At 63.3% G+C, this 23,543-nt stretch carries 20 protein-coding genes and 1 riboswitch; of the genes, 13 read left to right on the forward strand and 7 right to left on the reverse strand.

All coding sequences use genetic code 11. The annotated features are described in order from the left end of the window. Positions 1-27: 27 nt before the first annotated feature. Positions 28-981, reverse strand: a complete 954-nt coding sequence (locus B071_RS0103870) for a sugar ABC transporter substrate-binding protein (protein ID WP_018525791.1) — start codon at positions 979-981, stop codon at positions 28-30. Positions 982-1,175: 194 nt separating this feature from the next. Then, positions 1,176-1,291: riboswitch (TPP riboswitch) on the forward strand. Positions 1,292-1,422: 131 nt separating this feature from the next. On the opposite strand from B071_RS0103870, the gene B071_RS0103875 reads away from it, so the two are divergent. The 3 genes from B071_RS0103875 to B071_RS0103885 all read left to right on the forward strand — a co-directional run bounded on the left by B071_RS0103875 (position 1,423) and on the right by B071_RS0103885 (position 5,104). Then, positions 1,423-2,541 carry a thiamine ABC transporter substrate-binding protein gene (locus B071_RS0103875; RefSeq protein WP_018525792.1) on the forward strand — a complete coding sequence of 373 codons (1,119 nt, stop codon included), beginning with the start codon at positions 1,423-1,425 and terminating at the stop codon, positions 2,539-2,541. Further along, positions 2,520-4,151 (forward strand): ABC transporter permease, encoded by a 1,632-nt coding sequence (locus B071_RS0103880; RefSeq protein WP_018525793.1) that lies wholly within the window; start codon positions 2,520-2,522, stop codon positions 4,149-4,151. Before B071_RS0103875 ends, B071_RS0103880 begins: the two co-directional genes overlap by 22 nt. Before the next feature lie 59 nt (positions 4,152-4,210). Beyond that, the gene (locus B071_RS0103885; protein WP_438829556.1) at positions 4,211-5,104 is read left to right on the forward strand and encodes an ABC transporter ATP-binding protein; all 894 of its coding nucleotides are present in this window, start codon (positions 4,211-4,213) and stop codon (positions 5,102-5,104) included. Here B071_RS0103885 and B071_RS18200 read toward each other — a convergent pair. Continuing rightward, complete coding sequence (locus B071_RS18200) at positions 5,046-5,780, reverse strand: GNAT family N-acetyltransferase (RefSeq protein ID WP_438829557.1); 735 nt, start codon at positions 5,778-5,780, stop codon at positions 5,046-5,048. The genes B071_RS0103885 and B071_RS18200 overlap by 59 nt on opposite strands. A gap of 154 nt (positions 5,781-5,934) precedes the next feature. On the opposite strand from B071_RS18200, the gene B071_RS0103895 reads away from it, so the two are divergent. The 3 genes from B071_RS0103895 to B071_RS0103905 all read left to right on the forward strand — a co-directional run bounded on the left by B071_RS0103895 (position 5,935) and on the right by B071_RS0103905 (position 10,016). After that, positions 5,935-6,414: a protease complex subunit PrcB family protein gene (locus B071_RS0103895; RefSeq protein ID WP_026244956.1), complete on the forward strand. Its 480-nt coding sequence runs from the start codon at positions 5,935-5,937 to the stop codon at positions 6,412-6,414. Between the two features lie 519 nt (positions 6,415-6,933). Continuing rightward, positions 6,934-8,316 (forward strand): magnesium transporter, encoded by a 1,383-nt coding sequence (mgtE, locus tag B071_RS0103900; RefSeq protein WP_018525797.1) that lies wholly within the window; start codon positions 6,934-6,936, stop codon positions 8,314-8,316. Positions 8,317-8,429: 113 nt separating this feature from the next. Next, positions 8,430-10,016, forward strand: coding sequence for a peptide chain release factor 3 (locus B071_RS0103905; protein WP_018525798.1), 1,587 nt, complete (start codon positions 8,430-8,432; stop codon positions 10,014-10,016). Between the two features lie 8 nt (positions 10,017-10,024). Here the strand turns inward: B071_RS0103905 and B071_RS15800 are convergent, their stop codons facing one another. Next, on the reverse strand, positions 10,025-10,870 hold the full coding sequence (locus B071_RS15800; RefSeq protein WP_018525799.1) for an ATP-binding cassette domain-containing protein: 846 nt from the start codon (positions 10,868-10,870) through the stop codon (positions 10,025-10,027). 160 nt (positions 10,871-11,030) lie between these two features. Between B071_RS15800 and B071_RS0103915 the strand changes: the two genes are divergently transcribed. Beyond that, positions 11,031-12,041 (forward strand): dihydroorotate dehydrogenase-like protein, encoded by a 1,011-nt coding sequence (locus tag B071_RS0103915; protein ID WP_018525800.1) that lies wholly within the window; start codon positions 11,031-11,033, stop codon positions 12,039-12,041. Positions 12,042-12,051: 10 nt separating this feature from the next. Next, the gene (locus B071_RS15805) at positions 12,052-13,113 is read left to right on the forward strand and encodes an aldose epimerase family protein (protein ID WP_018525801.1); all 1,062 of its coding nucleotides are present in this window, start codon (positions 12,052-12,054) and stop codon (positions 13,111-13,113) included. Here B071_RS15805 and B071_RS18205 read toward each other — a convergent pair whose 3' ends face one another. From B071_RS18205 to mnmA, 4 genes are all read right to left on the reverse strand, one after another. Continuing rightward, positions 13,114-13,635: a hypothetical protein gene (locus B071_RS18205; RefSeq protein ID WP_018525802.1), complete on the reverse strand. Its 522-nt coding sequence runs from the start codon at positions 13,633-13,635 to the stop codon at positions 13,114-13,116. It abuts the gene before it with no gap. Between the two features lies 1 nt (position 13,636). Continuing rightward, positions 13,637-15,403 (reverse strand): methyl-accepting chemotaxis protein, encoded by a 1,767-nt coding sequence (locus B071_RS15815; protein ID WP_438829558.1) that lies wholly within the window; start codon positions 15,401-15,403, stop codon positions 13,637-13,639. 232 nt (positions 15,404-15,635) lie between these two features. Beyond that, positions 15,636-16,667 carry a tRNA dihydrouridine(20/20a) synthase DusA gene (gene dusA, locus B071_RS0103935; protein ID WP_438829552.1) on the reverse strand — a complete coding sequence of 344 codons (1,032 nt, stop codon included), beginning with the start codon at positions 16,665-16,667 and terminating at the stop codon, positions 15,636-15,638. Then, complete coding sequence (gene mnmA, locus B071_RS0103940) at positions 16,622-17,707, reverse strand: tRNA 2-thiouridine(34) synthase MnmA (RefSeq protein WP_018525805.1); 1,086 nt, start codon at positions 17,705-17,707, stop codon at positions 16,622-16,624. Before mnmA ends, dusA begins: the two co-directional genes overlap by 46 nt. Before the next feature lie 272 nt (positions 17,708-17,979). On the opposite strand from mnmA, the gene B071_RS0103945 reads away from it, so the two are divergent. From B071_RS0103945 to mvaD, 5 genes are all read left to right on the forward strand, one after another. Beyond that, positions 17,980-18,489: a type 1 glutamine amidotransferase domain-containing protein gene (locus B071_RS0103945; RefSeq protein WP_018525806.1), complete on the forward strand. Its 510-nt coding sequence runs from the start codon at positions 17,980-17,982 to the stop codon at positions 18,487-18,489. Between the two features lie 103 nt (positions 18,490-18,592). Continuing rightward, positions 18,593-19,867, forward strand: a complete 1,275-nt coding sequence (locus B071_RS0103950; protein WP_018525807.1) for a hydroxymethylglutaryl-CoA synthase family protein — start codon at positions 18,593-18,595, stop codon at positions 19,865-19,867. Further along, on the forward strand, positions 19,852-21,012 hold the full coding sequence (gene fni, locus B071_RS15820; protein ID WP_018525808.1) for a type 2 isopentenyl-diphosphate Delta-isomerase: 1,161 nt from the start codon (positions 19,852-19,854) through the stop codon (positions 21,010-21,012). The genes B071_RS0103950 and fni overlap by 16 nt, the downstream gene beginning before the upstream one ends. Positions 21,013-21,033: 21 nt before the next feature. Further along, positions 21,034-22,428 (forward strand): hydroxymethylglutaryl-CoA reductase, degradative, encoded by a 1,395-nt coding sequence (locus B071_RS15825; protein WP_018525809.1) that lies wholly within the window; start codon positions 21,034-21,036, stop codon positions 22,426-22,428. Further along, positions 22,418-23,512: a diphosphomevalonate decarboxylase gene (gene mvaD / locus B071_RS15830; RefSeq protein ID WP_018525810.1), complete on the forward strand. Its 1,095-nt coding sequence runs from the start codon at positions 22,418-22,420 to the stop codon at positions 23,510-23,512. Before B071_RS15825 ends, mvaD begins: the two co-directional genes overlap by 11 nt. Positions 23,513-23,543 lie beyond the last annotated feature (31 nt).

Below are 23,543 nucleotides of genomic sequence, written 5' to 3' on the forward strand. Positions count from 1 at the left end.
GCGTCCTGAGAGAGTTCCTGATCAGACTCACGGCCGCCCCCTGATCATCTCCACACCCGTATCGACATACCCCGCGGAATAGCCCTCCCTGAGGTGCCCCAAGAGCACCCGGACGGCGTCATAGCCGATCCGGTAAGGGTTCACCACGATCACCCCTGCCAGGATACCCCGGTCGAGATAGTCCGAGATCGCCCTGTTCATACCCATTCCGATGATCTGGACGCTTCCTACCAGGTTCAGATCGATCACCACCTGCACCGCCGCCAGGGTATCGTTGGTGTCGGTAAAGACCAGGAGGTCCACCTCCGGTCCCTGGTGGAGCAGATTGTAGACCAGGTGTTCCGCATCCAGGGGGTTCAGGCCGGTGCGTTTCCTGACGATGGGCCGCGCCAGGTGATCGCCCAGAGCGGTATGTATCCCAAGCTCTACCAAATCTTTTTCCGATTCGATCCCCGGAGATTTCTCGCTGTACACCAGAGCCATCCCCAGGGCCTCCCGGGAGAGCTCCCGGGCCAGTTCCCCGATCTTCCGTCCCACATCGAAGGTGTTGGTCCCCACCAGCGACCAGGGCATATCATCGGTTACTCCGTGCTCGATGAGAACCAGGGGGATCCCCGCCCGGTTCAGCCGGTCCAGGGAGATTCGCATTTCTTCCTGATCGGGGCCGGGATAGATGATCGCCCCGTCGATACCGGAATACCTCGCCAGCCGGTAGGATCTGCTGCCGGTCCCGCCGTGATGAACCGAGAGAGCCGCGCCCAGGGTGCGGGCCGCACGGGACGCCCCGCTCAGAACTTCCTCAAAAAAACGGGAGGGCGAATCGGGAATAAAGAGCGCCAGATGATACTCCCGGGGCTCCCCGGAACTTTCGGCCCGCGAGATCGTTCCGGAGAGGGAGACCACGGTGGTCACGGAAAAATAGAGTGCCACGGAGAAGAGAACCCCGAAGAAGAGCGTCAGAAGGAGAGGATAGCGCTGCATAGGACGATTCCGCCGGGAACTGTACCACACTTTCACGCTGCTGACGACCTCTCCCCATAGCCAGAGTGGGGACATAATGCACGAGTCCGGAGCGGGGACATTTCAATCGAGTCCTGGCAGAATCTGTCTTGACCGGAGGAGGGGCGGGAGGGCCTGCGGTTGACGGAATCGCGGGGGCCTCCTATAGTGAGGCGGTAATTCCGAAGGGGTGCTGTTGCACCGGTCTCGTTGGGACGGTGCAGTGGCTGAGATCACACCCTGAAAACCTGATCCAGGTAATGCTGGCGGAGGGAACGTGTCCAGAGTATCANACCCTGTCTGTTGTACCCCCTTCACCTGTACCTTGTCAGATATGCCCTGTCGGGTGTGCTCCATCGCACGGCGCCGGCCATACCCGGCGGTGCGTCTCCACGATACCCTGCACAACACAAGGAAGGCCCCATGCACACAAAAAGACTCACCACCCGTCTGACCTCCCTGACCGTTCTGACCGCGTTGGCCCTGGCAGGTCTTGCCGTTCCCGCACCGGTTTCCGCCCGGGGAGGGCAGGAAAAATCACTGATCCCCCTGGAGGAACGACGCCAGGAGACGGACTCCCTGGTTATCTACAGCTACGATTCCCTCCCGGGGACCCTGCGGAGAGCTATCGTCACGCACTTTGCCGAAGANTACGGGGTGGAGGTCGACCTGCAACGGCTGGGCGACACCGGAGCGGTCTATACCCAGCTTTTNCTGGAACGGGATGCGCCCCGGGCTGATGCGGTGATCGGCCTCGATTCCACCTTCCTGCCCCGGTTGCACCGGGACCGCCTCCTGGAACCCTACAAACCGGAGAACCTGGAACAGATCCCCCGGGATCTGCTGATAGACCCGGAACACTACCTGATTCCCTACGATTTCGGGTATATCAGCCTGAACTACGACACCGAATCCCCCCTGGCACGGCCCGGGAGCTGGGAAGATCTCCTGGATTCGCGTTTTGCCCGGCAGATTATCATGCTCAACCCCGCCACAAGCTCGCCGGGGCGCAACTTTCTGCTCCTCACNGTGGCTGAGTTCGGCGACGACGAAGCGGGCATAGCGGGGCAGAACAGCTCCTTTCCGGGGGACTACCGCGATTTCTGGAAGGCCCTGCGGCCCAATATCCTCACCGTNACGGGGGGGTGGTCCGACGGGTACGGCCTCTACACCCAGGGGGAAGCGCCTCTGGTGGTAAGTTACGAGACCAGCCCCGCCTACCACCGTCACTTCGAGGAGACCCNCCGCTACGAGAGCNTCCTCCTCGACGGGGGGGCCTATCTCCAGATAGAGGCAGCGGGGATCGTCCGGGGAGCCCCGAACCGGCTGAACGCCGAGCGACTCCTGGAGTTCCTCCTGTCCCTGCCCTTCCAGGAGCTGATTCCCCTCTCCCAGATCATGTATCCCGTCCATCCCGAGGCAGAACTCCCCCGGGCCTTTACCGCTGGAGATCCCGTGGAACGCCCCCTCTTCCTGGAAAACCACCTCATCGAGGCCCATTTTGACCGCTGGCTTGAGACATGGGAAGACGTCCTGCGCTGACCCTCCTGGTCTTCCTGNCCCTCCTGGTTCCGCCCGTGGTGGCGGTCCTGGGGGCGGGGGTGCTCGACCGGGGGNTCTCCTCCTGGNCAACGGAGGCGCTGCGGGTCCTTTCGCGCCCCTCGACCTGGCGGAGCCTGCGCTTCGGCCTCGTCCAGGCGGCGCTCTCGGCGACGATTTCTCTGGGTCTGGCCCTTCCGGGAGCATACTTTCTGGCGAACCTTCGCTTTCCCGGCCGGAGGGTCGCCGAGAGTCTCACCCTGCTTCCTTTTGTGCTTCCCGGCCTGGTGGTCATTCTGGCGGTGATCAGCTTCTACGGGCGCCAGGGGGTGGTAAACCGCATCCTCGGNACCGATCTCACCCTGGTCTATAGCGCAGCGGGAATTATCATCGCCCACGTGATGTTCAACTACGCCGTGGCTCTGAGAACGCTCGCCGGGGGGTGGCGGAACCTGGACGAACGGCTGAGAGAGGTCTCGCTCAGTCTGGGCGAGANCTCCTTCGGCCGGGGGGTGCGCCTCTACGCACCGCTCCTGATGCCCTCGTTCCTCTCGGCCTGGGCCGTGGTTTTTCTCTACTGCTTTGTGAGTTTCGGCGTGGTTCTGGTCTTTGGAGGGGTCCGTTACGCCACACTGGAAGTGCGGATCTTTCAGGANATGTTNACCAACCTGAATCTGGGGGCCGCCGGTGTTCTGGCTTTTTTACAGCTTCTTCTCTGCGCTGCCGTGGTTCTTCTGCTCCAGCTCCTGGCCGACCGTCATGTNCGCCCTCCCCGGGAGGGCCGGACCCGGACCATCGGCCNCTGGANCGATGCATCCCGGACCCGGANGCTGGTCTGCTCGCTCTACTGGGGATTTNTGGGGTTCTTTCTTTTCGGGCCCCTGGCGGCGATTCTGGTCCGGTCTCTCCGGCCGGGAGGGATATCCCCTTCCTGGTCGCTCGAGGCGTTTCGGGCGCTCCGCACGGGGAGGATCGGCGAACGGGAGGTCTACGAGATTATCCGGGCCACCTTTNCCGAGGTGGTGGCCACCAGCCTCGCCATAGCTGCCCTCTCGGCCCTGGCCACGGTCCTGGTTTCTCTGGCGGCGGCCCGCAGTCTGCGCGGTCTCCGGGCTCCCTGGGTGGACACCATGACCAAGATGCCCCTGGCCGTATCGAGCGTTACCTTCAGCCTGGGCATGCGCCTGCTCTGGCGGGGGATGATTCCCCCGGGTCCGCTCATCGTGATCACCCAGACGGTGATGGCCTTTCCCCTGGTCTTTACAACGGTCCGGGGAGCCCTGGAAGCGATTCCCCTGCGCTATCTGGAGACCGCCCGAAGCCTGGGGGCATCCAGGTGGAGTCGCATAACCACGGTGGAGCTCCCCCTGCTGCGCCGGGGGCTGGTCAACGCCTATACCTTCGCCTTTGCCCTGAGCCTTGCCGATTTCACGGCCGTGCTCACCATCGGCCGCGGCGAGGTTGTCACCTTTCCCGTGGCTATGTACCGCCTGATCGGGTTCCAGAGCTTCGATGTGGCCCTCGCCCTGGGTGTCTGGTATATTCTCGTCGTGGCAGCGGCCTTCCTGGTGATCGACGCTACCTCGGCATCCCGGTCCAAGGAGTGGTTGTGATTCATCTGTCGGAAATCGTCCGGGAGTATCCCGGTTTTCGCCTTGCCCTGGATCTTTCGGTGGCCCGGGAAGAGCTTGTCACCCTCCTCGGACACAGCGGGAGCGGAAAGACCACGACCCTGCGAATCCTGGCGGGGTTCGAAAAGGCCCATCGGGGGGCGATCATTCTGAACGGCCGCGATGTCACGGGCCTCCCGCCGGAAGAGCGCGGCCTGGGCTACGTTTTCCAGGACTATACGCTCTTCCCTCATCTCGATGTGGGCCAGAATATNGCCTACGGCCTCAGAGTCCAGGGGCGCCCCCGGCCGGAGCGCCGTCGCCGCGTGGAGGAGCTCCTGGAACTGGTCGGGTTGGGAGGATTCGGGAAGCGCCCNGTTCACACCCTCTCGGGCGGCGAACAGCAGCGCGTGGCCGTGGCGCGAGCCCTTGCTCCGGGACCGGAGGCCCTGCTCCTGGACGAGCCCTTCTCGGCGATCGATCCGGAGCGACGNGCCTCGCTGCGGCAGCATCTCCTGCGGGTGCAGCGGGAGTTGCGCATTCCCACGGTCTTTGTCACCCACAGCAGGACCGAGGCGCTCTACCTCTCGGACCGGATTTTTCTGCTCCACCAGGGGGGTCTGGAGGACCAGGGCACGCCCCGGGAGCTCTATGAACGGCCCCGCACGGAGTACGCCGCCCGTTTTCTGGGAGAGGCCAATATTATTCCCGGATCGGCCACGGACAGGCGCCCCCACATGATCCGGCCCGAACACCTGCGACTGAACAGCGAGGGATCTCTTCCCGGCCGCGTGACCGAACAGGGCTATTTCGGGGCCTGGTGGGAATACAAGGTGGAGACATCCCTGGGGCAGCTGACCCTCACCACGCGGGAGAACCTCTCTCCGGGGGAGGCGATCAGACTCGATCTTCCCCGGGAACACCTGGTTCCCCTGGAACCGTCGCCCCGGATCTGACCTGCCGGGGAACCCCGGAAGNATCGNAGGCGACCACGGGGCTCTTCCCCTCCAGAAGGACATCTGCAGCCCACTCCCCCCGGGGAAGGGGTGCCGGGNCCTCCCGGGCGGCCTCTTCGTATCTCCCGAGGAAGNCCGACCGCTCNTGGGGGCGCGCCCCCAGCTGGTATTTATAGTCTATCGCCATGCCCAGATCCCAGAAACGGAACCCCTGGCGCTCCAGNAACCGGGCCAGGGANGCGATCTGAACCGACCCGGCTCCGGGGCGATCATGAAACCCCGAGAGGCTCGTATAGGCCGAGCCACAACGGTACCCNACCTCGCCCGCCACAANCTGGCCATCACCGGTGCGGAGGGCCACCCCGTGCAGGGAGACCCCCTTCAGGGGAGTNCGGTGCAGCTCCAGCAACGCCTCCTGAAAGACCGGGATGAGCCAGTTTTCCCGATGCTGCCGGGCGATCCCCCGGAAGATAGCGGGAAGGTCCCGATCCACCGAGAGGAAGAGCTCTTCCCGCCGTGCCCGCCGGCGGGTACTGCGCGAAANATGAAGGTCCCTGAAGTCCAGGACCATACGCTGCCGGTGGCACTTTATCAGGAGCAGCGGCCTCCCTCCCGGACGTATGGCCATGGGAAGATAGCCCCGGGAGCAGCAGGCGGCGATCATTTCGGCGTCCATGCGGGAGGAGAGACAGAACTCGCCTCCCTCCAGGTCGAGAATGCGGGGAACCTCGGGGAGGAACTCCTCCCGATNGAGGAGAAACAGCGGTGTCACGGCGATACTATAGAGACGAAGCGGGCCTGTGGCCAGCCGATGTGATATATTTGTCCCTATGAAAGATACCAGAACAGTGAAAACGCTACCGCTTCTCCTCTCGGGAGCCCTGGCCCTGGCGGCCCTCCTGGTGCTCCCCTGGCCCGCCTCGGCCGGAGGGCAGAAGGAAAACGCACCCTCCGAGNGGGTGGTCTCCACCGGCAACGACGGGGCCCGGCGCGCAGCCATTCACATTATCCGGTCCCGGGNGGATCTGGAGCAGGCCGAATTTTCCCGGGAGCTGACGCGCGAGATATCCCGTTCCNTGAGCTTNCCCGAAGAGGCGGCGATCGTCTTCTTTGCCGGGACCCGCACCTCCGGAGGGTATCGGCTCGAGCTGGCAGAGGTCTCGCGCACATCCCGGGAACTGACGATTCATATCTCCGAAAAGGCGCCCGGTCCTGACCAGGTGGTGACCCAGGCCCTCACCTTTCCCCATATCGTGATCGCCGTGAAGGACCCGCCCCCGGCCATAGCGGTTCAGGGCCCCCGGCGGTAGCCCTTCCGCGAAGCGGCGCGCCAGCAAACGCCTTCTGTTCCGGAGCTACCCGGGTTCCCCCGGCCACGACCAGAGCGGAAAGCCCCGAAAAGCCTTTTTTTCTGGCGCCAGCGCAAAAANCGGTTTATACTTTACGGTACACCCGCCATAGGGGTCCCTGATCCGCACCTGGTTCACGGGACCCCTCACCCTTCTTTCCCGGTTTTCTGTGGCGGGTTTTCTGCGCCCCGGTTTTCTGTACCCGGGCTCCTCTTTTTTTACCGCCCCTCGTGACAGACCGCAGGAGTCTGTATTATTATTTCCCCGTGATCCTGTCGTTGGCAGATTTCCACCCCGCCCCCCTGAGGAGAACCCGTGAGCGATAGCGAAGGCAGTACTAGACGCTTGCGAGCAGCAGGAGGGTTTGGAAGGGCAGAAGCCCGGCGCTGATCTCCCCCCACCTCCTGGTGCCCGCAGCATCTGTAATGGTTGCTTCTTCATNTTGGGTCCTTTTTTATTTTTCTTTCCTGGAGGTGAACCGTGACAGCAGAAGAGCTGGAAACCCTGGATATCGCTGAGCTCCTTTCAGCAGGTGACGAGACAAGCCTTCGCCTGTTCTGTGCGAGCACCCAGCCCGTGATCATCGCCGACCATATCGCGTCCCTCCCCCCGGAGGACACCCGCTTTGTCCTGCGCCACTCCTCTCCGGAAATCCGGGCCGAGGTCTTCAGCCATCTCCACCCGGAAACGCAGCTCGAACTGGTGGATATTCTCTCCCGGGACGAGATGATCAGCCTCTTTACACACCTCCCTCCCGATGACAGGGCCGATCTCTACAAGCGGCTCCCCGACGAGCGAACCGATGCGATCCTGCCCGCCCTGGCCCAGGCCGAACGGGAGGATATCCGGCGGCTCACCTCCTACGAAGAGGGCACNGCCGGGTCCGTGATGACTTCCGACTACGCATCGGTCCCTCCGGATCTCACGGCAGAGCAATCGATCGAATACTTGCGGACCATCGCACCCGACCGGGAGACGATCTACTACGCCTACGTGGTGGACCAGGAGCGGAAGCTCATGGGCTTTGTCTCGCTGAAAGACCTCATCCTGGCACCCCGGCACCGCAAGATCTCGGAGATTATGCGCCAGGATGTGATCTCCATCGCCGTTGATGCCGACCAGGAGAAGGCGGCCCGGAAGATCCAGAAATACGATCTTCTGGCGCTCCCCGTGATCGACCAGAGCGAAGCTCTGGTGGGAATCATAACCCACGACGACGCCATCGACGTTATCACCCAGGAACAGACCGAGGACATGGAAAAGCTCATGGCCATCGGCGGGAGTCACGAGGCCGGTGTCTATATGAGGACCTCCGCCTGGGGGCATTTCCGGAACCGCTCCCTCTGGGTAGCGGGTCTGGCCGTGCTGGGCCTGGCCTCGGGGTTCATTGTCCAGAACTTCGAGAGCTTTCTTCTGCAGTTTGCCATCTTTGCAGCCTTCATGCCCATGCTGGCAGACACGGGAGGAAACACCGGAAGCCAGTCGGCCTCTCTGGTGATTCGGGCCCTGGCGCTGAACGAGATAACCCCCCGGGACGCCTTTCGCGTAATCCTCAAGGAGGTTCACGTGGGGTTCTACCTGGGGATACTGCTGGCTCTTCTGGCCTTCGGCAGGGTAATGCTCATGGGAGCTGGATCGACCATCCCCGAAGATTATCTGCTCATCCAGATCGCTGTAGCGATCGCCGCTGCTTTGGGGATTCAGGTAGTCTCGGCGACCTTGATCGGGGCCATGCTTCCCCTGGTTGTGGCCCGCTTCAACAAGGACCCCGCCGTGATCGCCAGCCCCGCCCTGACAACGATCGTTGACATCACCGGTCTTTTGATATATTTCTACACAGCCCAGTTTATTCTGAGCATCTAGCCCGGGAATCGGTCCCGAAGCTCCGGGACCGGTCGGCGTGGCGGGCAGACAACAGAGCACAGCACAGGCACCGGACCTCCGGGCCCGCAGAACAATCCCCGGGAAAGACCCCTATGGAACAGACAGAAGAAATACAACGACGAAGAACCTTTGCGATCATCAGCCACCCCGATGCGGGAAAGACCACTCTCACGGAAAAGCTCCTCCTCTTCGGGGGGGGGATCCGCACGGCGGGAGCGGTCAAATCGAACAAGATCACCCAGACCGCAGCATCGGACTTTATGGAGATCGAAAAACAGCGGGGGATCTCCGTTGCCACAGCGGTGATGTCTTTCCCCTACAAGGGAAAGCTGATCAACATCCTCGATACCCCGGGCCATAAGGACTTCTCCGAAGATACCTACCGGACCCTCACCGCCGTGGACAGTGTTATCCTGGTGGTGGACAGCGTAAAAGGTGTAGAGGAGCAGACAGAACGGCTTATGCAGGTCTGCCGGATGCGGGACACGCCGGTGATGATCTTTATCAACAAGATGGACCGGGAGGGGCGCCCTCCTTTTGAACTGCTGGATGAGCTGGAGGAGAAACTCCGGATCGGTCTCCGTCCTCTCTCGTGGCCCATCAGTTCCGGCCAGGATTTTCGCGGGGTCTACAACCTCCACGAAAAAAACCTCCATCTCTTTCGCCCGGGAAAGACCGTGGTCGAGGAGGAACGCCTCCTGGTGGAAGATCTGAACGACCCCGTGCTGGATCAGCAGACGGGGAGCAACGCCCAACGGCTTCGCGATGACGTGGCCCTGATAGAGGGGGTCTACGACCCCTTCTCCCGGGAAGAGTATCTGGCAGGGCGACTCGCGCCGGTCTTCTTCGGCAGCGCCCTGAACAACTTCGGCGTCCGGGAACTTCTGGAAACCTTCGTGGAGATCGCGCCGCCGCCCCTGCACCGGGAGGCCCACGTCAGAACCGTGGACCCCCGGGAGCCGACCTTCACGGGGTTTGTCTTCAAGATCCACGCGAATCTGGACCCCCGCCATCGGGACCGGATAGCTTTTCTGCGAATTTGCTCGGGTACCTTCGAGCGGTCGAAATCGTTCCTCCACGTTCGCCAGGGCAAGCAGGTGCGGTTCACAAACCCCTACAGCTTCATGGCGGAGAAAAAGCAGGTCATCGACCAGGCCTTTCCCGGCGATGTGGTGGGTCTCTACGACCGGGGCGACCTCAAGATCGGAGACACCCTCACCGAGGGGGAGATCCTGGAGTTTCAGGGAATTCCCAGCTTCTCACCGGCCATCTTCAAGGAGGTGATCAACGCCGATCCCATGCGGTCGAAACAGTTCCACAAGGGGATCAGCCAGCTCACCGAAGAGGGGGTGGCCCAGATGTTCACCCAGGGCAAGAACAAGCTCATCGTGGGAACCGTGGGGGAACTGCAGTACGAGGTCATCTCCTACCGGCTGGAACACGAATACGGCGCGGCCTGCCGGTTCGAACCGCTCCCCTATAGCCGGGCCCGGTGGGTTACCTCCCCGGACGCCCGGGCGCTGGAGGAGTTTCTGCGCTTCCGGGACAGGAATATCGTCCACGACAAGGACGACAAACCGGTCTACCTGGCCGAATCGGAGTGGATACTGAACTCCAATATAGAGAAGTACCCCAAGGTGGTGTTTCACACCAACTCCGATTTCAAGCTGGCCCAGTAGCTCCCCGATCAGGGTTCGAGGCGGTTCAGCATATCCCGGTAGAGGGTCTGGCGCTGGTAGAGGGTATCCCAGGGGGCCTTGAAGGCCTTCTCCAGGCGCTCCCGGGTCAGCAGTTCCCGGGGATCTCCCGCTTCTACCAGACCATCGCTGTGGAAGAGGACCACGCCCTGGGCGAACTTCCGGGCCAGTTCGACATCGTGCACGCTTGCGTAGATCGATGTTCCCTGCCCGGTGCAGTACTCCCGGAGATAGGCAAAGATCCGCTCTGCCCGCTCGGGCTCCACGGCGAAGACCGGTTCATCCATCATGAGCACGGGAGCACCGTAGAGGAGCCCCATGGCGATGATCGCCCGCTGCATCTCGCCCTTGCTGAGCTCCTGCATGCGCGCTCCCAGAAAGCCCCCTGTCCCGGTTGCCTCGAGCACCTCCTGGCGATGCAACGCCGCCGAGGCGGGATCGGGACTGTTGGCCGATACCGCATCAAGAAGATCNCCCAGGGGGTTCTCCGTCTCGAACTCCATATTCTGGTAGATAAACGAAGCGAGGCGGTTTCGTCGTTCCTCGCACTCCGGGTCCGACTGGGCAGTCAGGAAGTTCTCCGTGGAGGCTCCCAGGAGGGTGATCTGGCCCTGGGAGGGGAAGAGCCGCGCCGCACCCAGGAGCATGAGGGTGCTTTTGCCGATTCCATTGGGCCCTACCAGAAAGGTGAGCCCCCGGGGCATGGTCAGGGTCAGTCCGGACAAGACCGGCTCCTGATCGGGAGCGTAGGAGAAGGAAACGGTGTCGAACGAGACGGGGCCCTGCCCGTGGGCACTGCTGAAATCGGTACTGCTGGAGTTTGAGTGATTCGCCATGGCCTAACCATACCCTGTAAAAACTCCCTCTTACCAGTCCGGGTCGTGCCGGAAAAAGAGAGAATCCTCGGAATGATTCTCGTTGACGTTGTTACCCCCGGGAACTACACTAGGTAAAGCGGTTTTCCGCATAAACGAAACGATGCGAAGGAGCAAGGGTATGGCAAATCTGAAATCTACCTACATGGGGTTACCCCTGAAGAACCCCTTTATCGCGGGTGCCTGCAGCATGACCGCACACATGGACTCAATCAAGCGAATCGCCGACGCCGGAGCGGGGGCACTGGTCATTCAGTCCCTTTTCGAGGAGCAGATCCAGCTCCAGAAGGCCCGCCTCGAGGAAGAACTGACCATAAACGACAACCTGGACGCCGAGATTCAGGATCTTTTCCCCGACATAAAGCACAGTGGCCCCGATGAACACCTCATGTGGGTCCGGAAGGCAAAAGAGGCCGTGGATATTCCCGTGATTGGAAGTCTCAACTGCGTAAATCCCGAGACCTGGGCGGAATGGGCGGTCAAACTGGCCGAGACCGGCGTGGATGCCCTGGAGCTGAACCTCTTTGCCATTCCTCTGGATCCCTCACGGAGCGCCGCTTCCATAGAAGACGAGCAACTCGATACCCTCCGCCAGGTAAAGGCGAAGGTTCAGATTCCCGTGTCGGTAAAGCTGAGCCCCTTCTACACCAGTCCCCTGGAGCTTATCCACCGCATGGACACGGCCGGTGTGGACGGCTTCGTTCTCTTTAACCGCCTCTTTCACCCCAGCTTCAATATCGAGAAAGAAACGGGGAAATATCCCTTCAACCTGAGTTCCTCCAGCGACCACCGCCTGGCCCTGCGCTTTGCCGGGCTCCTCCACGGAGAGGTCCAGGGATCTATCTGCGCCTCCAACGGCATCCATACCGGTGAAGACGCCCTGGAGGTTCTGCTCGCCGGAGCCGATGTCTTCCAGGCTGTGAGCACCCTCTACAAGAACCGCATCACCGTTATCGAGAGCGTCCTGGGAGAGATCTCCGCCTGGATGGACCGCAAGGGCTATTCCTCGATCGATGATTTCCGGGGCAAGCTCAGCGTGAAAAAGACTCCCGACCAGTGGACCTACCGGCGGGCCCAGTACGTAAAAATGCTCCTCAAGGCCGACGACTACGTGGCCCGTCCCCCCGTGTGAGGTTCTCTCGATGAATGTATCAGTCACCGAGAGTGATTTTGGCCGCCTTCCCGACGGGAGGGCGGTCTCTCTTTTTACGCTTCGCAACGACTCGGGCATGAGCGTCTCCGTCTCCTCCTGGGGCGCCCTGATAACCAGNGTGACCGCCCCCGACNGATCGGGCCGGAGCGCAGAGGTCACCCTGGCCCGCAACACCCTGGAGGAATACCTGGAGGGNCACCCCTACTACGGGGCCCTGGTCGGGCGGGTGTGCAACCGGATCTCCTCGGGAGGGTTCTCCCTGGGNGGNGTCCGCCACACCCTGGCTGCCAATCTCGGGGATATCCACCTCCACGGGGGCNTCCAGGGATTTGACAAGCACCTCTACGAGGCCGAGACGGTTCAGGAGGAGTCCCGGAGCACGGTCCGTTTTCGCCGCCTCAGCCCTTCCGGTGAGGAGGGGTACCCGGGGAACCTGGAGGTCTGCCACGCCGTGACGCTCACCGGAGACAACCGTCTTGTCCTGGACTTTGAGGCCCGGACCGACGCGCCCACGGTGGTGAACATGACAAACCACTGCTACTGGAACCTCTCCGGGGAGGCTACCATTCTGGACCAGGAGGTGCAGGTGATGGCCGATGCGGTTATGGAGGTCGACCGGGACTTCGTGCCCACGGGCAGGCTCGTGCCCGTCGAGGGGACGCCCTTCGATCTGAACAGCCCCCGGCTGATCAGGCAGGGCCTGGAAGAGCTGAGCGCCCAGGGGNTAGGGGGCTACGATCACTCCCTGGCGGTACGGGGATGGGAACCGGGAGCCCCCCTCCTGCGGAACGCGGCGGTACTGCGCGATCCTGCAACGGGCCGGGCCATGGAGGTATCCACCACCTACCCGGCGGTGCACGTCTATTCGGGGAACAACCTGACAGACGAACGGGGGAGATCCGGGGAGACCCTCTCGGGGCAGGAGGCGATCTGCTTCGAGTGTCAGTTTTTCCCCGATTCGCCCAACCGCCCCGAGTTCCCCCCGATCACCCTGGTACCGGGAGAACTCTACCGGCACCAGACGGTGCACCGGTTCTTCCTCTTTTCCTGATCACTCCGGAACGCCCGGACCCTCTGAAGGGGCCGGGCCGTCGAGGGTCCCCGGGCCGTCGAGGGTCCCCGAGCCAAGGGTGGCGGCGAGATCATCGAGCAGAGACGAACCCTCCTGCTCCACCGAAAAGACAAAGGGACGGTCCCGGCCCGTGGGGTCCGTGAGGCAGGAGGGATTCCCCCGGGAACCGAGAAGACGGGCAAGTGGCCCCGGGGTGTCCCCGCGATCCAGCACAAGCTCCTCCGAGAGAGGAACCTCGATCACCACCTCCTGCGATGAAGGGGAACCACCCCTGCCCGCCCCCCCCCCTCCGAGGGCAGAAATCCAGTTTTGCTGGGGAAAATGGTGAAAGAAAAACCGTTCTTCCGTGAGGTAGAGCAACCCCCAGAGGGGCCCGGCAACCTCCCGCCCCGAGAGATACCGACCCAAGGCAAAGGAGCGAACGGGACTCCCCAGCTCCTCCTCCCGGGCACGCCAGAAGGCGTGCCGCTCCTGATTGATATCGTCGGTACAACCGGCCATGTCACGCCTCTCGGGAGGAGACCGGTTCCCCAGCCTTCATCAGGCCCACACCGGTCTCGGTCGCTCCGTTTTCTATCGTTCTGTTCTCTTCCCCCGCACCGGGAGAATCCNCAGCGCCTTCGGATGAATCCTGGGACCCTATCTTGAAGGTCTCTACCAGCTCCGAGAGGACCTGGGTCCGGCCGCGACTCTCGTCGGACAACCGGGAGATATCCGTGAGAGCGCCCAGCACCTCCCGGGCCCCGTGGTCGATCTCCTCGAGCCCGTTGGCGATTGTCCCTGACATCGTCTCGGCCTGGTCCATGACAGCGGCGATCTCCCGGGTGTTTTGGGCGATCGTCCCGGCCGAGTCGTTCACCGTCTCGGTTATCCCGGCGATCTCCCGGGTGGTCTCCACGATGGAGGCGCTCCCCGTGCTGAGCTGCACCATGTTGGTGCTGATCTCTTCCAGGGCCGTGCGAAAGAGGTTCACGTCCTTGCTGATCACGTCGAAGGTATCGGCGCCGACCTGGCTGGCCTCCAGGGCGTTTCTGATCTTACCGGTGATCGATTTCAGCAGCGAATCGATCTGGTAGGCGTTATCGCTGGTACTCTCTGCGAGCTTGCGGATCTCCTCGGCCACCACGGCGAAACCCCGTCCGGCGTCACCGGCGTGGGCGCTCTCGATGGCGGCGTTCATGGAGAGGAGGTTGGTCTGCTCAGCCACGGCGTTGATGATCTCGATGATCTCCAGGATATCGTCGATCTCGGCCGTGACCGATCCGATAATATCCTTGGTGTTGTTTATCTTCTCCCCGCCCTGGAGGATAACCTGCACCAGTTTTTCGGCGGCCTCCTTGCGGTCCTGGGAGAGGCGCGTCACGTCCTGGATGGAACCGTTCATGACATCGATGGCGGTGCTGCTGCGCTGGACACTCTCGGCCTGGCGCTGGATGCTCTCGCGCAGAGACTGGATCCGCTGGTCTATGTCGGTAACCGCCGTGGTGCTGTTGTCGATACCCGAATCGAGGTTCCGGAACTGGGCCGTCAGGCTGGCGATGTTCTGGCTGATCTCGTGGAGCGCCGAGGCGCTCTGGGAAGACCCCGCGGCGAGCCCGTTGGTGAGTTCCTCCGTGGCGTCCACGGCATCACGAACGGAGACGATAAACTCCTCGATCACCTCCAGGGTCTGGTTCAGGTTGCCCCCCAGACGCGAGAGCTCGTCGTTCCCCGCGAGGGTCGAGCGGACCGTGACGTCCCGGGTGGCAACCCGGCTCATGGCCGTCTCCAGGGCGTAGACCCGCCGGGTGATTCCCCGGGTAAAATAATAGACTGCCACCACCGAGACGATGGTAACCACCGTGGCGAGGATCGCGATCGCCCGATGGATGATCAGCCTGATCGCGTCGGCCTGGCGCTCCACCGCTCCGGCGACGTTCAGGAGGTTGCCCTCCACCAGATCCCTCGCGGCCAGGTCGAAGGATCGGAGTTCCGAGATGAGGCGGCTCAACTGGAACTGGATAAAGGGGTAGGAGCCGTCCTCCATCAGGTACTGGTTCAGAAGAAGCAGCCCCCGCTTGCGGAACATGGGAATCGTCTCGTCGTCGAGGATCTCCTGAAGCTGATTCCGGGCCCCGGCAAAGCGCTCCCGCGAGCCCGCCCAGACAAACTGGGTCCGTTCCAGGGAGTCCGCCAGAGTCTGGGGCACATAGGCAAGCGCCGGATGATCACCCAGCTCCGCCAGGGCCTGGTCGAACTGCTGGAACCGGCTGTCCCACTGATCCACCATGCGGTCCACGGTGCGCTCCGAGACCAGCAGCTCCTTGTTGATATCGGTGAGCCGGTAGACGTGGCGGAGCACGATGTTCGTTTGGAGGTTGAAATCATCAATCTGGTTGACGATCCGGTAGGCCACCAGAATCCCCCCCGCCACCAGAGCAAAGGCGACCAGGAGAGAAATAACGATAATGTTTATTTGTGATCGAATTTTCACAGTTGCTAGTGTAGTACGACCATCTGTATCAGGCAAGAGGTTCTTTTTGAATATCCTCGGGCACCGCCGCCAGGGCGTTCCGGAGGATTTTTTCCGGAGGAAGGTCCGGCAGGGCACCACTGAGCCCCCGTTTCCAGCCCCGCGCCCCGGGGCACCCGGCAAAGAGCCCCAGCAGGGGGGTAAAGACCCAGCGGGGTGATCCTCCCCGGGAACAGAGGTTCTCCAGGTAGGGCACCATCTCTTCTATCACCCCCGCCCGGGTGAGCCCCCGGTCCTGAAGCCGTCTGTCTCCGAAGATGGCTCCGTCCAGTTGCGCCAGCACGGCAGGGGTGGCAAAGGCGGCCCGCCCGATCATGACCGCGTCCAGNTGCTGCAGGTGGTCCTGTATNTCCTGGAGCGATCGCACCTGACCGTTGAGCTCGATCTCCAGGTGGGGACGATCGTGCTTGAGGCGGTAGACATCGCTNTAGCGCAGGGGCGGCACCGAGCGGTTCTGCTTCGGCGAGAGCCCCCGGAGGATCGCGATTCTGGCGTGAACGGTAAACCGTTGAACCCCCGCCTCGGCCAGGGTGTCCACGAAGGAGAGCATNTCCTCGTACCGGGGAGATTCCTCGAGNCCGATCCGGTGCTTTACCGTCACGGGCTTCTCCGTAACCGAGCGCATCGCCTGGACAAGGCGGGCCACCAGGGGAGGGTCTGCCATGAGACAGGCGCCGAAGTTTCCCTTCTGGACGCGCTCACTGGGACAGCCCACGTTGAGGTTGTACTCGTCGTATCCAAAAGGTTCGGCCAGTTCCACCGCCCGGGCCAGTTCCCCGGGATCGTCCCCGGCCAGCTGGAGGCTCAGGGGGTGCTCGTCGGGGTGAAACGCCAGGAGCGCTTCCCGGTCCCCGTGGATCACGGCAGCCGAGGTGACCATCTCCGTATACAAGAGGGTCCGCAGGGTGAGGCGCCGGGCAAAGTACCGGTAATGGCGGGTGGTCCAGTCCAGCATGGGGGCCACACTCACGGGAATCACGGAAGGTCCTCCCGGGGCAGAATCATGGCCGAGCCGAGACACTCCGGTGGATCGTAGAACACGGCAAATTGTCCCGGCGCAACGCCCCGGTCGGCCCGGTCCATGGTAACCCTGAACCCCCGGGCCGAGGGCTCGAGCCGGCAGGGAATGAGATCGGGGCCGTGACGAAGTTTCAGTTGCAACGACCCTGACCCGACCCACCCACGGGGGGGATCGGCCAGGGCGTGCACGGCGCCCACCTCGAAGGTCTCCCGGGCCTGATGAAGGACCCGTTCGGCGTGGGAGACCCTGACCAGGTTGGTCTCGATGTTCCGGTCCGTCACGTACCAGGGACCGTTGCCGAGGCCCAGCCCCTGGCGCTGACCCACGGTAAAGAACCAGGCGCCCCGGTGGCGACCCAGTTCCCGCCCCGTCTCGTGCTCCACAATGGGGCCCTCCTGCTCACCCAGGTAGTGACGGACAAAATCGCTGTACCGTATTTTTCCAAGAAAACAGATGCCCTGGCTGTCGGGCCGGTCCCGGTTGGAGAGGTTCAGTTCTGCAGCCCGCTCGCGAACCTGGGCCTTTGTGAGCGTTCCCAGAGGGAACTCGGCCCGGGAGAGTTGTTCCTGGGAAAGATGGGAGAGAAAATAGGTCTGGTCTTTCACGGGATCCGGCGCCATGGCCAGACGGGCTGGCCCGCCTCCTTCATCGCGGGATACCCGGGCGTAGTGGCCCGTAACGATACGATCGGCCTCTCCCCGAAGGGCGTCAAAAAAGGCCCCGAACTTGATCCGCTGGTTACAGAATATGTCCGGCGAGGGGGTCCGCCCTGCCCGAAGCTCATCCAGGGTATAGCTTACCACCCGCTGGTAGTACTCCTCCTGCAAGGGTACTACCTCCAGGGGAACCCCCGCCGAGGCGCAGACCGCCCGGGCGTGGTGCAGGTCTTCTTCCCAGGGGCAGGAGCCCAGAAAGGAGAGCTCCTCCTCGAGCCAGATTTTCAGATAATAGGCCCGGACCTGCCCCGGAGCCTGACGCGCTACCTGATGAAGCGCCACGGCGCTGTCCACACCGCCCGAGACCAGCGCGGCGTACCTCACGACGCGGCCCCCGCACCGCCTGTTTCAGAAAAGAGATTCATAGCCCCTCATGGTTGCAAATTTACGGAGCCGGGGCAAGTTATTGCCGGATTATTCTCTGTGGCAGGAACCCGCAGGGCCTCTTTTTTTGTATCTTTTTTTCAGGAGATGCCGACTCCATGGTACGGTAGAGACCGNCAACCGGATAAACCGGCACCGAATGAACCGGCACAGGCATAAACTGCCAGGCTGGATACGCCNATGGCCGGANAAAAGNAAGCGAGGAGTGTTTCATGGTAGTTGCAAGTCTGATTCACCACGATTTCGAGGACCTGGAGTTCTGGTACCCCACCCTGCGCCTGCAGGAGGCGGGCCATACCGTGCATATTCTGGGAGAGCGGCCCCGCGAGACCTGGCGGGGGAAGTACGGCGTCCCCGCCGAGAGCACCCACAGTTTTGAAGAGGTCTCGGCCGACGATTACGATATGCTCCTCGTTCCCGGGGGGTGGGCACCGGACAAGCTCCGCCGGTTTCCCGCTGTACTGGATCTGGTGCGTGCCATGAATGATTCGGGAAAGATCATCGGCCAGATCTGCCACGCCGGGTGGGTTCTGGCCTCGGCGGGGATCCTTCAGGGGCGAACCGTCACGAGCACCCCCGGTATTCGCGACGATATGACCAACGCCGGGGCGATCTGGGTTGACAAACCGGTGGTGGTAGAGGGAAATCTTGTCTCCAGCCGACGCCCTCCCGATCTTCCCCACTACGGGAAGGCGCTGGTCGAGGCCCTTTCCGGCCGTTGAACCGCCAGACGGGGATCGGTATATTTGAGGAGGCCCCGCNAAGCCGGGCTGGCAGCCAAGAGGCGAACTGACCAGGAAGCAAGCGACCGAGAAAGGACATCGAATGACTGGAAAACCGGTGGGAATCAGCGATATGGCCCTCTTTGTGCCGACCCCGAAGATAGATCTCTCTACGCTCCTTACGACCCGCGCCGCTGCGGATCCCCGCTTCGAGCGGCGGTTGCGCCTGGCCATCGAATCGACAAACCAGGTATCGATGCGCTTTCCCGCTCCCTGGGAAGACCCCGTTACCCTGGCTGCCCAGGCTGCGGACGAGCTCCTGCGCCGGGGCACGACGGAACAGGACCGGGCCCGGTCGCTGCGGTTTCTCGTCACGGGAACGGAGACATCGGTGGATATGTCCAAGCCGATCTCCGCCTACGTTCAGGGCGCGCTCCAGCGAAACGGTCTGGATCTGCCCCAGACCCTCTCGACCTTNCAGGTTCAGCACGCCTGCGCCGGCGGAACCCTGGCATTGATGAGCGTGGCCTCCCTTCTCGGGACAACGGGGCGCCCGGGGGATCGGGGGCTGGTGATGTGCACCGATATTGCCCGCTANGAGACCCCTTCCACGGCAGAGATCACCCAGGGAGCGGGTGCCGTGGCCATGCTGGTGGAGGAAAACCCCCGCCTGCTGGAGCTGAATCTGGCCTCCACGGGGTTCTCCTCGAGCGATGTGGATGATTTTTTCCGTCCCCTGGGGTCCGTCACGGCCCGGGTGAAGGGGCGCTACTCCGTGGACTGCTACAACGAGGCCCTGGAAACGGCTTTTCTGGACCACTGCGCCAGAGCCGGAACCGATCCCGCCCAAACCCTGAAAGAGACGGACCTTTTTGTGGTACACGTGCCTTTCCATAAAATGGCCCTCATGGGGATGTCCCGCCTGGTGGAGCGACACCTGGGGACGAGCCCGGCCGAGACAAAAGAGTTCCTCCNGGAGCGGCACTTTCAGTCGGGGATCGAGGCGATCCGCCATATCGGCAACACCTACTCTGCCTCGGCCTTCGTCTCCCTGATGTTCACCCTCGCCGAACGTCACCGGGAAGAGGGCGATGCCCTGGTGGGCAGGAAAATTCTTCTGGCCTCCTACGGGTCGGGGAACACCATGTCGGTCTTTTCCCTCACCGTGGCCCCCGAGGCGCCCCGGGTCCTGGCCACCTGGGACATGGAGCGGGTCCTCCAGGAGGCTCGTCCCGCCAGTTTCGCCGAATACCAGTCCTTTGTGGGTGAAGTCCCCCCGGAAGAGCAGGCCCAGGCCGCCCCGATACCTCCGGGACGGTACTACCTCAAGGAGATCAGGGACGACCAGTACCGGATCTACGAATGCACAGCTCCCTGAGTTCCACCGAGGANGGCGGGCTGGCCCGGCGCAAGGCGCAGCACCTGGAGATATGCCTGGACCAGGAGCGGTTCGGCGTGGAGACCAGCAGCACCCGCCTCGACGAGGTCCGGCTGATCCACCGGGCCCTCCCCGAGGTCGATGCCTCCCGGGTCGATACGGGAATGTCCTTTTTGGGGATTCCCTGCCGACTGCCGATTTTCATCTCTTCCATGACCGGTGGCTCGCGCCAGGCCTACCAGATGAACAAGGATCTGGCCACCCTGGCATCGGAACTGGGTATTCCCGTGGGGATGGGGTCCATCCGCATCCTTCTGCGAAAGCCCCAGGTGATAGACGATTTCCGTCTGAAGCGGTTCGCCCCCTCGGTGCCGGTCTTTGCCAATATCGGGGGGGTCCAGTTGCCCCGCACATCCCACGATTCGCTGTACCGGCTCCTGGAAACGCTCCAGGCAGACGGCATCGCCATCCACCTCAACCCCGGGCAGGAGCTCTTCCAGCCCGAGGGGGANCGGGACTTCCGGGGTGTCCTGGAGGCGATCTCCCGGTTCATCGAAAGATCTCCCGTACCGGTCATGGTGAAAGAGACGGGGTTCGGTATAGCTCCCCGGGAGGTGAACCAGCTCTTTGCTGCCGGAGCCTCCTACGTGGACCTGGCCGGGGCAGGGGGCACCAACTGGGTTCGGGTGGAGTCCTTCCGCAGCGATGACCCCCTGGATCAGCCTGTGGCTGGCGAGTTCGACACCTGGGGCATTCCCACGGGACTCGCCCTGGCAGCCCTGGGCAGGAACCGGCGGGGAATCCTGGCCTCGGGAGGTATCCGCACGGGCCTGGAAGTGGTAACCTCCCTTGCCCTGGGTGCCGAGGCCGCGGGAATGGCGCTGCCCTTTGTCCGCGAGCTCTCCCGGGGAGGGATTCCCCGGGCGCTGGCCCTGGGAGAGGAGCTGGCCCGGGTNATCAGGAACGCCCTGGTGCTCACGGGATGCACCGGGGTAGCGGAGTTGCGCCGGGTTCCCCTCCTGATGGGCGAGGCGCTCCTGCGGGATGCGGCGTCGCTCCGGGCCGATTCCGGTGATAACCGATCCGATTCCGGTGATAACCGGGCCGATTCGCTGGAAAAAGACCGGCCCGACCCCCCAGAATAAAGATTAAAGAGCAGGTATCTCATGGCTGACAGAATTGACGATAGACAGGATGATTTTTTCTCCCGGACCTTTCAGACGGTCTCTCCCNCCCTGCCCCGGAACTTCCGGAAGCTGCCGGTGCGGCGAAAACGCGAGCTCCTGAGGCACCTTCTGGAACTCGACCCCGGGGAGATGGAGTCCTCGGGGGGAGACTTGCTGGACCTGGCAGACGTGATGGTGGAATCCGCCTTGGGCGTTATGCCCGTGCCCCTGGGAGTGGCCCCGGGATTTCTTGTCGACGACCATATCGTTAACATCCCCCTGGCCGTGGAGGAGCCTTCGGTGATCGCCGCGGCCTCCTTTGCGGGGCAGCTGATNGCCAGACGGGGCGGCGGGTTCACCACCACCGGAACGGGCCAGGTCATGACCGCCCAGATCGCCCTGGACCAGCCCCTGCCAGGGGCGGAGGAGGCTATCTCAGGAGCCGAGCGGGAGCTTCACAAGACCCTCCAGGGAATTCTGGCCCCCATGACGCAGCGGGGCGGGGGCTACCGGGGGATCGAGGTATCCCGTCTTCCCGAGGAAGATATGCTGGTGGTCTACCTTCACGTGGATACCTGCGACGCCATGGGAGCGAACATCATTAACACGGCCGCCGAGGCGTTGCGGGCTCCCCTGGAACGGTTGAGCGGCGGCTCGGTGCTCATGGCGATTCTCACCAACGCCGCGCCCCGGCGCCGGGCCCGGGCCTCCTTCTCGATCCCCCTGCGCCACCTGGCCCGGTCTCCCTTCGACGGCCCCCTCATGGGAGAGCGNATTGTCCGGGCAAACCAGTTTGCCCGGGCCGACCGGCTGCGAGCCGTGACCCACAACAAGGGAATCATGAACGGCATCAGCGCCCTGGCAACGGCTACAGGAAACGACACCCGGGCCGTGGAGGCTGCGGCCCACGCCTACGCGTCCCGAAGCGGCGCCTATCGGGCCCTCACGGAATACCGGATCTCCGGAGACCACCTGGAGGGAGAGCTGGAACTGCCCCTCGCCCTGGGAACAGTGGGGGGGGCCACGGGCCTGCATCCCGTGAGCAGTCTCTCGCTCAAGATCCTCTTTATGGACCCCTCGATGGAGCGCTCTGCCAGCCGTCTGGGACGAATTGCCGTTGCCCTGGGTCTTGCCCAGAACCTGGCGGCCCTGATGGCCCTGGTCAGCGAGGGGATCCAGAAGGGCCACATGCGCCAGCACGCCCGGCGTCTGGCCTGGGCAAGCGGCGCCCGTCACGAAGAGATCCCGCTCCTCGCCGAGGACCTCTGGAAACAGGGCGTGTTCAACCTCGATGCGGCCCACCGGCTCCTTCAGACCCTGCGGNCCGACNATCAGAACCGGGGCACCGCCTCGCCCGGTCCCGGCAGGACCCCGGGAGACNACCATGCGTCATGACCAGCCCCCTCACGCCCGCCCCCTTCCCGGGACGATTACCGCCACGGCGCATCCCTCCCTGGCCGTGGCAAAATANTGGGGGAAACAACCGGGGGCGATCAACACGGCGGCTACTCCCAGCGTGGCCATAACCCTGGGAGCCATCGCCGCCCGGACCACCCTCACCGTAGACTGCGGGGATGGTGGCGACCAGCCCCTCCGGGACCAGGTNATCCTCAACGGGGTGACCCAGGACCCCCGGCGGTTCAGGCCCTTCTTCGACGCGGTGCGGGAGGCAATCGCCCGGGCCCGCCCCGACGGGGTCACCGATCCCGGGCAGGGAGGCACGGGAGGCCCGAGGGCGCAGGATCTGTACTTTTCGGTCCGCTCGGACAATGATTTTCCCACCGCTGCGGGGCTTGCCAGTTCCGCTGCGGGGTTTGCAGCCCTGGCTGCCAGCGCCCTCACGGCTACCCTGGGNGCGCGCCCCTCCGAGGAGATATCCCGGCTGGCGCGGATCGGCTCCGGCTCGGCGTGCCGGAGCGTCTACGGCGGTTTTACCCAGTGGGCTGCGGGAGCCCCCGCAGCGGAGCAGCTCTACCCCGANACCTGGTGGCCCGATCTGCGGGTGGTGGTTCTGCCCGTGAGCACCGCCGAGAAGCCCCTTTCCTCGCGGGATGCCATGAACCGGACCAGGGATACCTCTCCCTTTTACGAGGCCTGGGTTGCCGACGCGCCCTCCCTGGCCCGGGAGACCCGGGAGGCGATCTCCCGACGGGATCTGGAGCGGCTGGGTGAGGCGGCCCGCCTGAGCTACCTGCGGATGTTCAGCACCATGTTCGGGGCGAACCCGCCGATCCTCTACTGGCTGCCCCAGTCCCTCGATATCATCCGGGGGCTGGAGGAACTCCGCCGCATGGGGCTCCCCGTGTGGGAAACCATGGACGCGGGNCCCCAGGTGAAGGTTATCACCGATGCCTCCCACGCCCGTCAGGTTGCNGACGAGTTCCGGGACCTCCTGGTATCCCCGGCGATCATCAGCGAGGTGGGTCCGGGCGTGACGATCGATCCCCCCCCAGACGGCACCGGAGAAGACCCGGCGTGACCTACAGTGTTCCTGCATCGCTGCTCCTGGC

The sequence above is a fragment of the Alkalispirochaeta alkalica DSM 8900 genome (assembly GCF_000373545.1).
Lineage (GTDB): Bacteria > Spirochaetota > Spirochaetia > DSM-27196 > Alkalispirochaetaceae > Alkalispirochaeta > Alkalispirochaeta alkalica.